This window comes from Megasphaera sp. SC8-1, from assembly GCF_024436295.1.
In the GTDB taxonomy this organism is placed as follows: Bacteria; Bacillota; Negativicutes; order Veillonellales; family Megasphaeraceae; genus Megasphaera; species Megasphaera elsdenii.
Genome location: NZ_JANFQH010000028.1, coordinates 29922 through 45298, shown reverse-complemented (window position 1 = coordinate 45298; position 15377 = coordinate 29922). Strand labels below are relative to the sequence as shown.

Here is a 15377-nt window from a genome sequence, read left to right as displayed (position 1 = left end):
TCAAATTTAAATCCGGCATCGAAGTTACGGTATAAGTGTATTTTTATAATGTAAAAGAGCGATGAACTTATGAGCAAATCTTTTCATAGGTTCATCGCTTTTCTATAAATCGTCTAATTTTTTATTGCATCAAACCAACTTAGTACGCCCACGCCTAGTTAATATTTTTAGTCAGGAACATTATATCGATGCCCATTCGAACATTGGTATACATCCCACCAATTGCCGTAATTATTTCCTCTTTCCCCTGTAAAATAAGCTGGAGCTCCACAATACGGACAATTATTTCTTGGGCCAGAAGTACTGCCAGAAAGAGTATTAGGGACATCATATCGATGACCATTCGAACATTGATATACATCCCACGAATTACTATAATTGTTTCCTCTTTCCCCTGTGAAATAACCTGGAGCTCCACAATACGGACATGCAGAAGCGCCAGCAGAAAAAGTAAATAAGGCGAGAATCAATCCTAGAATTAATGCAATTCTTTTCATAAAATTTCTCCTTTATAATTCATGAATTTTTTACGCAATTTATTTTTTATTGTTCTCTATTAAAATTTTAAAATAGTCAATATTGTTCAAAGTTTCCAAATAATTTAATGCTCTGTATGAAAATAAACCAACAAGAGATCTCGATTCAAAAGGCTCAAAACTGTACCACCCTTTAAAGGTACATACTTGATAACCATTATTGTTGTATCCATAGGAATTATCCACTCTAAACCCTACTTGATCTTTCCAGGCTTTAAAATGATAAGTCTTAATTTCGTAATCCGCTAATTCGATACCTTTGATTTTAACGCCTTTTAACGCATAATTACTAATAAGATCACTTTTTCCTTCACGACTATATATTTCTTTTACTTGTACTGTCCATTCAAATTGTTTAGGTGTAAATTTTATAACTTGTGAACTTTCTGGCAATATATACTCTTGATTCCCAGAAGAGTCATTGCCCATATATTCCCAAGAAGCGTATGCATTCGCGCTTACAAGAATGAACAACATACTTATTAAAACGAGTATTTTCTTCATATTAATTATCCTCCTATTACAAATAGTTTATTTATAAAGAAAATCTTGTGCTCCTGGCATTATTAATATTAAAGTGCCATCAAAATCACTTTGTTCCCGTTTTAAGAAAATCAATATACGTTCACCACGCCAGCCTACTGTATTAGAACTATCTCCATATGGTGGGTGACCAAATTTTTCGGTCAATTTGTAGAGTTCGTCATCATAACCCTTAAAAGGGATAATTATAGCAAACAATTTTCCATTCGCAAACTCAGCAGAAGCTACAAGCGGCCCATAAAAACACATGTTTCCATTGGCTTCTGGAATTCTAATTAAATAGGTTTCTACAGAAGTCGACGCTATACTTGATGTTCTTTTATTTACGAATTTAACATCATATTCGCCTTCAATATCATAAAGAGGTCTCCCCCATGTTAAATCTCCTAAGCCCATATATTTTTGATCTAGTTTTTCAGCAGCAAATGCCTGTAATGTAAAAGAAAAAAACACTACACACACAAGAAAAAAAATACTTAATTTATTTAGTCGCACTGACATATAAATCACATCCTTTAATCAACCAAGGCACCTGTTTTTGTTAATACGGGAATCGAAGAATCATAATAGAAAGCCATCCCATACAGCTTGTTATAAACCGTATTCACAGCAGCAGCCGTAGGACCTTGCGGATTTACATCTGAAAATTGACCATTTCCCTCTGCAGGCCCCTGTAACAATTTTCCTTTATAATCGAATGTGCTCATTGAGGCTAAAGAAACTCTAGCAACTTGGCTACTTACATCGTATGAAATATGATTTTTTATCTTATAAATTTGTTCTTTCGTATAATCAACATAAATAAAATCAGCCGATGCCAATTTGAATGTATCTGTCTTCTTTATAGATTTAGCAGATGATAAGTCTATGTAGAAAGCAGAGGAACCGTTGCTCCCTGCGTATACATACTGCTTATGCACATTAATATGAGGTCGACGATTCCGACTAAACAACGCTCCTAAAAGAGATCCGGCAGCTTGACCCGCTTCATAGGAACCATCTGATTCTGAACTTGGAATGTAAGTAATTGCATGACTCGTACAAAAAGGTAAGCAAATCATACATGCCGTTGCTACAATTAATGGAATTTTTTTAATACTTTTCATAAACTGCCCTCCCAACAATAAATATCACGATAATATTTATTTAATTTTATCATTTATGTTTTTTATTTGCAAATTAGAGTAATTTTAATCACAATTTAGTGTCATATATAATAATTTGCTATATAAGAAGGACATGAAATGATTTTACGTTCTGGCAAACGAATAAGAGCAGGCGCTCCACCAAGTGATGGGGCGCCTGCTCTTATTCTGTCTTATATTGAATTTTTTCACATCCATCTTAAAGCCCCAACCTGGAATTTCCCCATTTTAACATCCATATTGAAGCCCCGAGGTAGAAAATCTTCATCCATGGTGTGCTAAAAACACAGTTTTACAGGCCATTTTACAAATATGGACCTAAATAATCAATATCCGAAAAAGCCCGTAAATACGGGATTTTCGCCTATTTTTCTTCTCTTGACATCAATGCTACTGACTCAACATGGTGGGTCCGCGGGAACATGTCTACAGGCTGTACTTTAGCGGTATGGTAGCCGTGCTGGTCCAGGTAGGCCAGGTCGCGGGCCAGGGTGGCCGGATTGCAGGAGACGTAGACGACGCGTTTGGGTTTGCTCTGGGCGATGGCTTTGAGGACGGGTTCACCGCAGCCGGCCCGGGGCGGGTCGAGGACGATGACGTCGGGACGGATGCCGTTTTTGATGAGTTCCGGCAATTTATAGATAGCATCGCCTAAGATGAACTGGGCGTTGCCGACGTGGTTGTCTTTGGCATTGCGAACGGCGTCACGAATAGCCGGGGCGACGATTTCGATGCCGTAGACCTGTTTGGCTTTCTGGGCCAGGAACAAGGTGATGGTCCCAGTACCGCAGTAGACGTCGGCCACGGTTTCGCCGCCTTTGAGGTCGGCAAAGTCGAGGGCCTGTTCATAGAGGCGCTGGGCTTGCTCACTGTTGACCTGGAAGAAGGACTGCGCCGAAATGTGGAAGGTCAAAGGGCCGATGGAGTCGTGAATAGTCCCTTTGCCGTAGACGGTCTTCGTTTTGGGCCCTAAGATGACGTTAGTATGGCGCTTGTTGACGTTCTGAACGACGCTGGTCAGACCGGGGATATCCCGGCGCAGGCGCTGGACCAAATCTTTCATGTGCGGCACCATATCGCAGGCCGTGACCAGGCAGACCATGATTTCTCCCGTATGGACACCGACGCGTCCCATGATATGGCGGACGATGCCCGTCCGGGCGTCTTCATCATAGGCGGGAATCTTGAAATCTTTCATCCACTGGCGGACGACGGCGACGATGGCGTTGTTGCCTTCTTTCTGGATGGCACAGTCCGTCACGTCGATGACTTCGTGCGTAGCCGCAGCAAAACAGCCGATGGCGACTTTCCCCTTTCCGGCAGCGGCGACGGGGAACTGCATCTTATTGCGGTAATGCCAGGGCGTATGAGCCCCCAGGGTCGGCAGGACGTCGATATCCTGCAGGTGGCCAATGCGTTCCAGGGCATCCCGGACTTGCTGGCGCTTTTCCTTCAATTCCCCTTCATAGCTGAGGTGCTGGAGTTGACAGCCGCCGCAGCGGTCGTAGACGGGACACTGGGGCTGGATCCGGTCCGGCGAAGGCTTCAAGACCTCGACTAAAGCCGCTGTGGCATAATTTTTCTTGACCAGGGTAATGCGGGCCCGCACGTTTTCACCGGGCAGGGCGAAGGGCACGAAGACCGTAAAGCCTTCGTAACGGCCGACGCCTTCGCCACTGGTACCCAGGCGGGCAATGGATATGTCATAGGTTTTCCCCTTCTGGACGGGGATATGGCGTAATTCTTTCATGGACATCCTTTCAGGCGGGCGCCCCGCATGGGCGCCCCTACACTGTAAACTACAAACTACAAACTTTATACTATCACTTCACTGACGACGGGTTCGATGGTGTCTGCCTGGTCGGGCGTGACGATGATGTGGTCGGCGACCTGCTGGGCCAGGGCCATCATATCGGCGCCTTCCTTGCCGTACAGGGTGAACAGGGCTTCGCCAGGACGGACCGGGTCATAGAGTTCCTTGAAAAGGCGGATGCCGACCATAGGGTCGATGGCATCTTCCTTGCGGGCCCGGCCGGCGCCCATGGCCATGGCGATTTCGCCGAGGGCTCGGCCGTCGATGCGGGTGATGTAGCCTTCATCGGTGCAGACCGCCGTAAAGACCTGGGGCGCCTTGGTGAGGGGCCGCTTGCCAATCCACGATGAGCTGCCGCCTTGGGCTCGGACGAATTCCCGGAACTTGGCCAGGCCTTTGCCGGAAGCGATGAGGTCGCGAATCATGGTTCTCCCCTGTTCTTCGTCCTGGGCCTTGCCGCCGACGATGAGCATCTGAGCGCCGATGGCTTCGACGACTTCCATGAGCCGCCGGCCACCTTGGCCCGATAAGGCTTCCACAGCTTCATCGACTTCTAAGCAGTTGCCGATAGCCGTCCCCAACGGCGCTTCCATGGACGTGACGACGGCCCGTGTCGGCCGGCCGGCGAGATTGCCGATACCGACCATGGTCCGGGCCAGTTCCCGCGCCCGTTCTTTGGTCTTCATGAAGGCGCCGTCGCCGTATTTGACGTCGAGGACGATGGCGTCGGCGCCGGAAGCGATTTTCTTGCTCATGATGGAGCTGGCAATGAGGGGGATGCTCTCAACGGTCGCCGTCGCGTCGCGCAGGGCATAGAGCAGTTTATCCGCCGGCGCGATTTCACCGGACTGGGTGATGAGGGACAAGCCGATGCGGCGCACCTGTTCCAGGAAAGTTTCTTCCGGCAGGACGACGTGAAAGCCGGGGATGGATTCCAGTTTATCCGCCGTACCGCCGGTAAATCCCAGGCCGCGGCCGCTCATCTTGGCCACGGGAACGCCGGCGGCTGCGACTAACGGTGCCACGATGAGCGTCGTCGTATCGGCAATGCCGCCGGTGCTGTGCTTGTCGACTTTGATGCCCGGAATGGACGACAAATCGACGATATCGCCAGAATGAGCCATAGCCAGGGTCAGTTCCTTCGTTTCTTCATAGCTCATGCCCTGGAAATAGACGGCCATGAGCCAGGCTGCGGCCTGATAGTCAGCGATGCGGCCGGCCGTATAATCGTCGATGAAGCGCGTAATTTCCTCTTTGGTCAGGACCTTGCCGTCCCGCTTGTGTTCGATGCAGTCGATGGGCCACATAGGATCACCTCAGTTCTGATAAAAAGCTGGTACCGAATTCAAGGCCTGTCAGTCCGAAGTTATCCATAATGCTCATGCCCAAATCGGCATAGGTCTGGCGGATACCCAAGTCGACAGAAGCCTTCAGGGCCGGGCTGTAGACCAGGAGTGGTACCCGTTCACGCGTATGGTCTGTGCCATGCCATGTCGGGTCGTTGCCGTGGTCCGACGTGATGACCAGCAGTTCGTCGTCATGGATTTCTGTCAAGAGCTGGCCCAGTTCCTGGTCAAAAGCTTCCAGGCAGTCCGCATAGCCTTTGACGTTGCGGCGGTGTCCGTACATGCTGTCAAAGTCGACGAAGTTGGCCATGAGCAGGCCCTTATCCTTCCGATGGGCTGCCAGCTGAGTCCGCAAGGCTTCCATGTCTTCATGGTTATTGGCCGTATGGTACGATTCGGTCAGGCCGATATGGGCATAGATGTCACCGATCTTGCCGACGCCGACGACGGCATAGCCCGCTTCGGACAAATAGGAAAAGACCATTTTCCGCTTGGGCAGCCGGCTGTAGTCGCGGCGGTCGCCAGTGCGGACGAAGTGGCCCTGGGTCCCGACGAAAGGCCGGGCGATGATGCGCCCTACTTCATAAGGGCCGACGCAGACTTCGCGGCGCGTAATGTCGCAGATGCGGTACAATTCTTCCAAGGGGATGACATCGTTGTGAGCGGCAATCTGGAAGACGCTGTCTGCCGACGTATAGACGATGGGCAGGCCCGTCCGGAAGTGTTCCGGCCCCAGGCGTTCGATGATTTCCGTACCCGACGCGATTTCGTTGCCAATGTAGCCGTAGCCCGTCTTTTCCGTAAAGGCTTTCAACAAATCCGGCGGAAAGGCATGGGGGAAAGTCGGGAAGGGATTTTCTACGGGGTTGCCCATGAATTCCCAATGACCGCTGGTCGTATCCTTGCCGGCCGAGATTTCCTGCATGAGGCCATACGAGCCGACGACGTCTGTTGCTTCGGCATGGATATGGGCAACGCGGCCCAAGCCCAGATGGCGCAGATTGGGCACGTTCAAGGGTACGTTGGCATCGATGTGGCCGTACGTATCGGCTCCTTTGTCGCCAAACTTTTCAGCGTCCGGTGCATCGCCGGCGCCGACGCTATCCGTAACGATGACGATGATGCGATTGAATTTCATAAAACTCCCTCCTTATAATCCCGGCAGATATTTGCGGGCTTTTTCAAAGGCTGCAATGGTCTTGGCATCGGTGATTTCGTTCTGGTCGATGAGGTCTTCCATTTCCTTGGGCGTATAGTATTCGATGTTCATGAACTCGTCATCATCGAGGTGCTGCTTCCCTTTCTGGAGCCCTCGGGCCAGATAGAGATAAATCCGTTCACTGCAGAAGCCCGGCGACGTATACGTATAGCCTAAGGGCAGGATTTCCGAAGCCGTGACGCCGGCTTCTTCTTCCAGTTCCCGGGCCGCGCAGTAATCGGGTGATTCGCCGTCGTGTTCGATTTTCCCGGCCGGTACTTCCAACATGGCCTGTGCCGCAGCATAGCGGTACTGGCGGACGAGGATGATTTTGCCGTCATCCGTCAGCGGCAGGATGGCGCAAGCGCCGAAATGCCAGACCGCTTCGCGCGTGGCCGTCTTTGCTTCGCCACCCTGGCCGTCGTCGATAGAAACGGTATCCACCGTGACGTGGAGGACCCGGCCTTTCATGATTTCTTTACGAGAAACGAGTGTTTCCTTGCTGATACTCACTTGATTCATCATCCTTTCAAAAAAAGGCTCCCCTAATAGGGGAGCTGGCAGCCGCAGGCTGGCTGAGAGGTTGTTTTTTTCAGTGCAACCCTTCCGGCCCGTTGGGCCACCTCCCCTATCAGGGGAGGCAAAACCCTCCAGATAGGTATATTATCTCATTTTCACTTTTTACTTTCCCGTGCTGCCGATACCGCCCGTGCGGATACCGCTGGCAGCGTCGTCGTTGACGGTCAGGTACTTCATGAAGATGCCCTGGCCGATGCGTTCGCCCTTTTCCAAGGTGTAGGCCTGATCGTTCGTATTATAATAGGCAATCATGATGTGCCCTTCATTGTCGGCATTGTTATAGTAATCGCTGTCGACGATGCCCGTGCTGTTGGCCAGCATAAGGCCTTTCTTGAAAGCCAGGCTGGAGCGGATGAAGATAGACAAATATTCATCGTCTTCCATAAAGGCTTTCAAGCCTGTCGGCACGACGGTGACGGCATGCGGTGCGAGTACCGTCGTTTCTGCCGCTTCCAAATCGTAGCCGGCACTGTTGGCCGTCTTGCGGACGGGAAGATGGATGTCACAGCCTTCATAGGCCGTGACGATTTCAAATCCTCTGCCTGCCATAAGCCTTACCGTTTCTGGCGGTCGTGGCTGTTATGACCGCCGCGGGGACCCCGGCTGCGATGGGACGGACCTTCGTCGCCGCCACCCAAGAGGGCTTTGCGGGACAAGTTGACCCGGCCCTGGCTGTCGATTTCGACGCATTTGACCATGATTTCATCGCCGACGTGGACGACGTCTTCAACTTTTTCGACCCGTTCTTTAGCCAGCTGGGAAATGTGGACCAGCCCTTCTTTGCCCGGCAGGACTTCGACGAAGGCGCCGAAGTTCATGATGCGCGTGACTTTGCCGACGTAGGTCTTGCCGACTTCAACGTCTTCCGTCAGTTTTTCAATCCATTCTTTGGCTTTCTGGCCGCTTTCGCCGTCGACAGCGGCAATGTATACCAGGCCCGAATCGTCAATGTCGATCTTAGCGCCTGTTTCTTCGGTAATCTGTTTGATCATCTTGCCGCCCGGCCCGATGACGTCGCGGATTTTATCGGGTTTGATGTGCATGGAAATGATGCGCGGTGCGTAGGGAGAAAGCTCCTTTCGCGGTTCGTTGATGACCTGCAGCATCTTGCCCATGATATGCATCCGGCCTTCATGAGCCTGTTTCAAAGCCTGGGCCAGGATTTCACGGCTGAGGCCTTTGATCTTGATATCCATCTGGATGGCCGTGACGCCTTTCATCGTACCGGCGACTTTAAAGTCCATGTCGCCCAAAGCATCTTCCATGCCCTGGATATCCGTCAGGATGGTGAAGTCATCACCTTTGGTAACCAAGCCCATGGCGACGCCAGCAACGGGAGCTTTGATCGGTACGCCGGCATCCATGAGGGCCAAGGTGCTGCCGCAGACACTGCCCATGGAGCTGGAGCCATTCGATTCGAGGACTTCCGATACGACGCGGATAGCGTAGGGGAATTCTTCTTCACTGGGCATGACCTGGGTCAATGCGCGTTCTGCCAATTTGCCGTGGCCGATTTCACGACGGCCAGGACCGCGGGACGACTTCGTTTCGCCGACGCAGAAGGACGGGAAATTGTAGTGGTGCATGTAGCGGCGATCCGTTTCCAGGCCGACGCCATCGATATGCTGGCATTCCGACAGCGGTGCCAACGTGCAGAAGCTCATAATCTGCGTCTGGCCGCGGGTGAACAAGCCAGTGCCGTGAGTGCGGGCAAAGAGGCCGACTTCGCAGCTGACCGGACGGACTTCGTCGACACGACGGCCATCGGGACGGATCTTGTCGACGGCGATCATGTGGCGGACGATTTCCTTGATCATTTTCTGCGTGATTTCAGCGACATCATCGGCGTTGTCCGGATAAATGTCGGCAAAGTGTTCGTAAATATCCGTTTCGACAGCATCCATCTTTTCTTCGCGTTCGACTTTGTCAGCCGTGAAGATAGCCGTCTTCATGGCTTCTTCGCCATAAGCATGGACGGCTTCGACGATATCTGCCGGCGGTTCTTTTTCGACGAATTCCTGTTTCGGTACGGAAATCTTGTCGAGGAAACCGAGCTGGAATTCGACGACTTTCTTGATTTCTTCATGGGCGAACATGATGGCATCCAGGACCTGTTCTTCCGGGATTTCGTGAGCGCCGCCTTCAACCATGAGGATGGCGTCTTTCGTACCGGCGACGACGATGTCCATATCGCTCTGTTCGCTCTGGGCGACGGTCGGGTTGATGACGAACTGGCCATCGACGCGGCCGACGCGGACACCGGCAATCGGGCCGGCAAAGGGAATGTGGGACATGCACAGCGATACGGAGGCACCGATCATAGCGGCGATTTCCGGAGCGTTGTCATGGTCTACGCAGAAATCATAAGCCACGACGTGGACGTCATGACGGTATGTCTTCGGGAAGAGCGGACGGATCGGACGGTCGATGAGGCGGGCAAAAAGGGTTGCCGATTCAGGCGGTTTGCCTTCGCGTTTGATGAAGCCGCCGGGAATCTTGCCGACGGAGTACATCTTTTCTTCATAATCGACGGTGAGCGGGAAAAAGTCTGCGTCTTCACGCGCTTCTTTCGAGCCCGTAGCCGTGACGAAAACGGCGGTATCGCCATAACGGACCAATGCGGCACCGCTGGCCTGCTTGGCCAGTTTACCGACTTCAATTACCAGCGGGCGGCCGGCGAAATCCATTTGGAATTTCTGTTCTTCCATTGTTACCTCCTTGAATTCACAGGTGATAGGCACTAGTCCGGGAACATCGGCGATATACCCAGGCTACAACCTACCACCCTGTGTCCTGAAAAAAGAGGCTGATGCAGTCACATCAGCATCAGCCCCACAATATGCGAGATTATTTACGCAAGTTCAATTTTTCGAGAATAGCACGATAACGGTCGAGATCGTGTTTCTGCAAGTAACCGAGCAAGTTACGGCGCTGGCCGACGAGTTTCAACAGGCCGCGGCGGGATGCATGGTCCTTTTTGTGGCTGCGGAGATGTTCCGTCAAATAGATGATGCGGCTCGTGAGGAGCGCGATCTGTACTTCCGGAGAACCCGTATCGTTTTCATTGGCACCAAATTTAGCTACGATTGCTTTTTTTTCTTCTACGCTTAACATTGTATCTTTCCTCCATGTATAAAAAATTGAATCTATTCGCAAAGTGCTAAGTGATCGTCGGAGTCATCGAGACACCGAGCACCCGTACGACATAGCTATTATACTATACCCGGCCGGTTGTGTAAAGGGGATTTTCGTGGCTCGTGGTTCGTGGCTCGTGATTTGTAGGGGCCGTCCTGTAAAGGCGGCCCGCTTGTGGGGTTTTCGTGGTCCGTGGTTCGTGGCTATCATCTCATACGGCCTTGTCAAAAAGGCCGCTTTCGCTTATACTATACTAAAAAGGTTGTATTTAATATTTTTGTTACATATAAAGGAGCGTTATCTTATGAAGAAATATGATGTCATTGTCATCGGTACGGGGGCAGCCAACATTGTGACCGATGCGGCCTTGGCCCAGGGCTTGCAGGTGGCTGTCATTGAACGGGGCCGGTTCGGCGGGACTTGTCTGAATCGCGGCTGTATTCCGACGAAGGTCATGGTCACGGCGGCCAACCGCATCCGCGAGATCCGCGAAGGGAGCCGCATCGGCGTCTTGGCTGATAACGTCCGCCTGGACTGGGATATGTTATCCAAGCGGTTGTGGGAAAAGATCGATGAAAGCCCGGCCATTCAAGGTTATTACGACCAGTTCCCCAACGTCGACACCTTCAACGGCACGGCGTCTTTCGTCGACAATCACACGGTTGCCATCGCCTTGAATGACGGCAACAGCGTTACCTTGACAGGCGACAAGATTTTCATTGCCACTGGCGGCCGAACGAATATCCCCGCCCTGCCGGGCCTGGCAGAAGCGGGCTATGTGACGTCGGAATCGTTCTTTGGCCCGTCGTATCCGAAAAAGCCCTACCAGAGCCTGATCATCATCGGCGGCGGCCCTATTGGCTGTGAATTCGCCCACGTCTTCGATGCGGCTGGCACCAAGGTCACTATGGTCCAGCACAATGTCCGTCTCCTTCCCAAGGAAGACCCGGCTGTATCGGCGTTCATCCTCAAGCAGTTCCAGCGCTACGGCATGGATATCCGCCTCAATAAAGACACGGTTTCCGTCAGCCAGCGCGACGGCTTGAAGGTCTTGTCCTTCCGCGACCGCACGACTGGCGAAGAAGGCGAAGTGGCAGCTGAAGAAATCCTGGTCGCCCCGGGCATCCGGCCCATGACGGAACTGCTGCACCTGGAAAATACCGACGTCCGCCTGGACAAGCGCGGCTATATTGAAACGAACGAATTCCTGGAAACGACGGCTGAGAATATCTGGGCCTTAGGCGATGTCAATGGTCTGGCCCCCTTCCGCCACAAGGCCAATTACGAAGCAGAAATCCTGGCACACAACCTCTTTTCCGGAAACGCCCCGGAAACATGGCGCTGGGCCGATTACGATACGGTGCCGGCCGTCACCTATACCTATCCGGAAGCGGCCCACGTCGGCCTGACGGAAGAACAGGCCCTGAAGAAAGGCTACGACGTCGAAACGGCCATCAACCACTATTCATCATCGGCCAAAGGCTACGCCATGGGCTATGAACCGGGTGACGAAGACGACGGCTTCATCAAACTGGTCGTCGACAAGAAGACGAAATTCATCCTCGGCGCCCACATCATCGGCCCGGAAGCGTCCATCCTCATCCAGCCTTTCATCAATAACCTCATGAGCGGTACCCACGTCATCCATCCGGTCCATGAAGATATTGCATCGCCTACGGCCCAGGCCTTACGGGCCAAACCGCTGACGCGGACCCTCGACCCCAAATCGGTCTATACCTTCAGCGAAACCATGACGCCTCACCCGTCCCTGTCGGAAGTCGTCATGTGGACGCGCTATTATTACGAAGGGAAATAGGAAAAAGCGGCTGTCCTTTGAAGACAGCCGCTTTTTTAGTGGCTCGTGGCTCGTGGCTCGTGGCTCGTAGGGGCCGTCCTGTAAAGGCGGCCCGCTTGTGGGAATCCCGTGGTTCGTGGTTCGTGGCTCGTGGCTCATGGTTCGTGGATGGGGTTTCTGTAGGGGCGACCACGTGATGAGAATTCCGAAAACTACAACGTCCCTAGGACATCGCCGCGGACTTCGTCTGGGCGCCAGGCGATGAGGGCCGTGTGGCCCTGGGTGTGTTCGTCGACTTTGTTGATCCAAGGGATTTCGTGCGAGGCTTTGGCCTTTAACAAAGGGCTCGTCGTCTTGGCCTGATAAAAGGACTTGTTGATGACCCACCACTTCGAGCGCAGCTTGGTCCGCTTCAGGTCCGCTTCCAGACGCAGGGCTTCGTATACCGGCGTCGCTTCGGGCAAGGTGACGATGACGACTTCCGTTTCCGTCCCTTTCAGGCGCGGCAGCAAGTGCTGTACCGACGGCGGCGTCGAGCCATGGGTCCGGCGGATTTCCTTATCGTAGCTTTCCGTCGATTCCAGGAGCAGCAGCGTATGGCCTGTCGGCGCCGTGTCGATGACGACGATCTGGTCGTCGGCGGCTTCGACGATGTCGGCAAAGGCGTGGAAGACGGCAATTTCCTGGGTGCACGGCGAACGCAGGTCTTCTTCGATGTAAGCCAGGTCCGACGGGCCCAGGCCGTTAGCTTTGGCCTGGTTCAGGACTTCATCCTGGTATTTTCTCAGCTCTTCCCCTTCGTCGATATGGCTCAAGGTCAGGTTGTCCGTCTGGCTGACGATATACTGCAAATGGGCTGCCGGGTCAGTCGTCGTCAAGTGGACGCGATGGCCGCGGCGGGCCAGGCCCAAGGCGATGGCTGCGGCGACAGTCGTCTTGCCGACGCCGCCCTTGCCCATGGTGAAGATGACCTTACGATGGCTGCTTTCCAAATCGTCAATGACGGCCTGCAAAGGCTGGACCCGTTCCAGCGTCAGTTCCGTCGCCGCTTCCTTCACTTCCCCTTTGAGCAGGGCCCGGACGTGGTCCAAGCCGGTGATATTGTACGTCCGCAAGGGAATCTGGAAACGCGGCAAATCGGCAATGGCTTCGGGCATGGCCTGCAAGGCGGCCTGCTGCTTTTCATATAAGGTCTTGGTCGCATCGTCATCGTAGGAAGGCAGGAGGCCGTTGATGATGAGCTGCTGGTTGGCAATGCCCAGGGCGGCCAGCTCCTTCGACGCCCGCGCCGCTTCTTTCAGGGGCAGGCTATCGGGACGGGCGATGAGGAGCATCGTCGTCTGAGCCCCGTCGGCCAAGGTCCGGACGGCTTGCTTATACAGTTCTTTCCGCGATTCCAGCCCCGACAGCTGCCCCAGGCAGGACGCGCCGTGTTTGCTCTTCTGGATGAACTGGCTCCACGCCGACGGCAGCTGCAGCATGCGCAGGGTGTGGCCTGTCGGCGCCGTATCGAAGAGGATGTGGTCGTAATCACGGGCGACGGTCTCGTCGGTGAGGAAGTTGGTGAACTCATTGAAAGCAGCGATTTCTACGGTACACGAGCCGGACAGCTGTTCCTCCATGTTGCGCAGGGCCGCTTCCGGCAAGAGGACGCGATAAGGGCCGATGACGCTTTCCCTGTATTCGGCAGCGGCCTGGACCGGGTCTAGGTTGGCCACGGCCAAATTAGACACGGCGTCAATGGCCGTAGCCTTGTTGGTCAGTTCCATAGAAAAGACGTCTTGCAGGTTCGATGCCGGGTCGGTACTGATGAGCAGGACCTTCTTCCCGGCATCGGCCAGGGCGACGGCCGTGGCACAGGCGACAGACGTCTTGCCGACGCCGCCTTTGCCGGTCAGGAAGAGATATTTCGTCTGGACGACGCGAAAGGGATCATAAAGAATCACTTACAGTCACCTCCGCAGCAGCACGACGAGCTTTCCGGTTCCGCCGGTGCATCGCCGCAGCAGCAGCTTTCCCCAGCAGCCTGGGCTGCTTCGAGGATGGCCGGGTCGAAGCCGATGAGGCTGGCAAATTCATCATTCGTCGGATAGCGGCCGGCAAACTGGACGGCGCCGTCGACGAGGATGAGGGGCAGGTCTTCCGGGCCGTGGTGCTGGAGGAAATCCGTAACGGCCTTCGTCTGGACGAATTTCAAAGGCGCACTGGTCAGGTTATAGCGGCCGACGTCGATGCCGTGCTGTTTGAGCGTATCCAAAACGGTCGATACGCGTAAGAGTTCCGGGTCGATAGAGGGGCCGCAGAGACCGGTCGGGCAGCACATTGCTTGTTCAAAGATTTCCATATGTTTCATGATAAAAGACCTCCTAAAAAATTCATATATTTACATTTATCAATGTATTAGCTAAAAAAGAAACCTGCCTTACTGGCAATGGCAGGCTTCGTCCTCTGCCGGCACGGCACTGAGTTGAAATAAGTCGTGGACGGCCTGTTCCAGGACCGGGGCCTGGGCCGTATTGAGGGAATAATAGACCCACTTCCCTTCCTTGCGGCCTGTGACCAGCTGGGCCTCGCAAAGAATCTTCATGTGATGGGACAGCGTCGGCTGGGACAAGTTCAAGTGTTCCAAGAGTACACAGGCACACCGTTCCCCTTGCCGCAGGAGCGATAAGATACGCAGGCGCTTCTCATCGCCCAAGGCCTTAAAAACGCGGACTGCTTCCCTTTCGTCCATCACGACGCCTCCTTTCATATTGAAGTTCATCAATCTATGGTTAGAGTATAACGCACATATTGACGTTTGTCAATATGTGCGTTAGTGGTTCGTGGCTCGTAAACCAATCGCGTCCGCATAGTAGCACCTGAAAGGCTTACCATAATACCAGAACGGGCTGTGGTCAAATATCACAGCGGGCCGCCCGTTGGGACGGCCCCTACGAAAGCGGTCCATGGGACCGCGGCTGACGGCTGATTGCTAGCCACGAAGCGATTTACGGGATTCCCACACACGGGCTTCCTTATCAGGACGGACCCTTACTCATACGACCACAGGCCGTATATTTTTGCGAGCTGCCATTTACGGCCAGCGTTCATTTTTTCATCGCCTGTCTGCGATACCGTAGGGGACGTCCTGTCAAGGCGTCCCGCCTGAATCCTGTACACAACCGGAATTTATGACGGACGACACTTGGTCGTAATACAATCATGAGTCTGTCGCGGCGAAGCTGCATCGGAGTCCGAAGAAAGGCTCACCATAATACCAGAACGGGCTGTGGTCAAATATCACA

15 protein-coding genes are annotated in these 15377 nt (G+C 53.0%); 1 reads left to right on the top strand and 14 read right to left on the bottom strand.

Going from position 1 to position 15377, the window contains the following annotated elements; all coding sequences use genetic code 11:
• Positions 1–167: 167 nt before the first annotated feature.
• The 11 genes from NOS26_RS08965 to rpsO form a co-directional block, all read right to left on the bottom strand.
• On the bottom strand, positions 168–497 hold the full coding sequence (locus NOS26_RS08965) for a hypothetical protein (RefSeq protein ID WP_157868813.1): 330 nt from the start codon (positions 495–497) through the stop codon (positions 168–170).
• 39 nt (positions 498–536) lie between these two features.
• Complete coding sequence (locus NOS26_RS08960) at positions 537–1040, bottom strand: hypothetical protein (protein WP_014016957.1); 504 nt, start codon at positions 1038–1040, stop codon at positions 537–539.
• 27 nt (positions 1041–1067) lie between these two features.
• Entirely contained in the window at positions 1068–1580 is a 513-nt protein-coding gene (locus NOS26_RS08955; RefSeq protein ID WP_014016958.1) for a hypothetical protein, read from the bottom strand.
• A gap of 14 nt (positions 1581–1594) precedes the next feature.
• The gene (locus NOS26_RS08950; RefSeq protein WP_014016959.1) at positions 1595–2185 is read right to left on the bottom strand and encodes a hypothetical protein; all 591 of its coding nucleotides are present in this window, start codon (positions 2183–2185) and stop codon (positions 1595–1597) included.
• Between the two features lie 403 nt (positions 2186–2588).
• Positions 2589–3974, bottom strand: coding sequence for a 23S rRNA (uracil(1939)-C(5))-methyltransferase RlmD (gene rlmD, locus NOS26_RS08945; protein ID WP_255917595.1), 1386 nt, complete (start codon positions 3972–3974; stop codon positions 2589–2591).
• Positions 3975–4039: 65 nt separating this feature from the next.
• On the bottom strand, positions 4040–5344 hold the full coding sequence (locus NOS26_RS08940; RefSeq protein WP_255917594.1) for a thymidine phosphorylase: 1305 nt from the start codon (positions 5342–5344) through the stop codon (positions 4040–4042).
• A 4-nt stretch (positions 5345–5348) separates the two neighbouring features.
• A complete protein-coding gene (locus tag NOS26_RS08935) occupies positions 5349–6521 on the bottom strand; it encodes a phosphopentomutase (RefSeq protein ID WP_255917593.1) in 1173 nt (390 codons plus the stop codon).
• A gap of 12 nt (positions 6522–6533) precedes the next feature.
• Entirely contained in the window at positions 6534–7106 is a 573-nt protein-coding gene (locus tag NOS26_RS08930) for an NUDIX hydrolase (RefSeq protein WP_211182007.1), read from the bottom strand.
• A gap of 156 nt (positions 7107–7262) precedes the next feature.
• On the bottom strand, positions 7263–7709 hold the full coding sequence (locus tag NOS26_RS08925; RefSeq protein WP_022497734.1) for a dUTP diphosphatase: 447 nt from the start codon (positions 7707–7709) through the stop codon (positions 7263–7265).
• A gap of 5 nt (positions 7710–7714) precedes the next feature.
• Positions 7715–9868, bottom strand: coding sequence for a polyribonucleotide nucleotidyltransferase (locus tag NOS26_RS08920; protein WP_051524965.1), 2154 nt, complete (start codon positions 9866–9868; stop codon positions 7715–7717).
• 139 nt (positions 9869–10007) lie between these two features.
• Positions 10008–10274, bottom strand: a complete 267-nt coding sequence (gene rpsO / locus NOS26_RS08915) for a 30S ribosomal protein S15 (RefSeq protein WP_014016966.1) — start codon at positions 10272–10274, stop codon at positions 10008–10010.
• Between the two features lie 325 nt (positions 10275–10599).
• On the opposite strand from rpsO, the gene NOS26_RS08910 reads away from it, so the two are divergent.
• Positions 10600–12111 carry an NAD(P)/FAD-dependent oxidoreductase gene (locus NOS26_RS08910; protein WP_255917592.1) on the top strand — a complete coding sequence of 504 codons (1512 nt, stop codon included), beginning with the start codon at positions 10600–10602 and terminating at the stop codon, positions 12109–12111.
• Between the two features lie 191 nt (positions 12112–12302).
• Here NOS26_RS08910 and arsA read toward each other — a convergent pair whose 3' ends face one another.
• From arsA to NOS26_RS08895, 3 genes are all read right to left on the bottom strand, one after another.
• On the bottom strand, positions 12303–14036 hold the full coding sequence (arsA, locus tag NOS26_RS08905) for an arsenical pump-driving ATPase (RefSeq protein ID WP_255917591.1): 1734 nt from the start codon (positions 14034–14036) through the stop codon (positions 12303–12305).
• Entirely contained in the window at positions 14033–14443 is a 411-nt protein-coding gene (gene arsD / locus NOS26_RS08900; protein WP_255917590.1) for an arsenite efflux transporter metallochaperone ArsD, read from the bottom strand. Before arsD ends, arsA begins: the two co-directional genes overlap by 4 nt.
• Positions 14444–14512: 69 nt before the next feature.
• Positions 14513–14824 (bottom strand): helix-turn-helix transcriptional regulator, encoded by a 312-nt coding sequence (locus NOS26_RS08895; RefSeq protein WP_027895216.1) that lies wholly within the window; start codon positions 14822–14824, stop codon positions 14513–14515.
• Positions 14825–15377 lie beyond the last annotated feature (553 nt).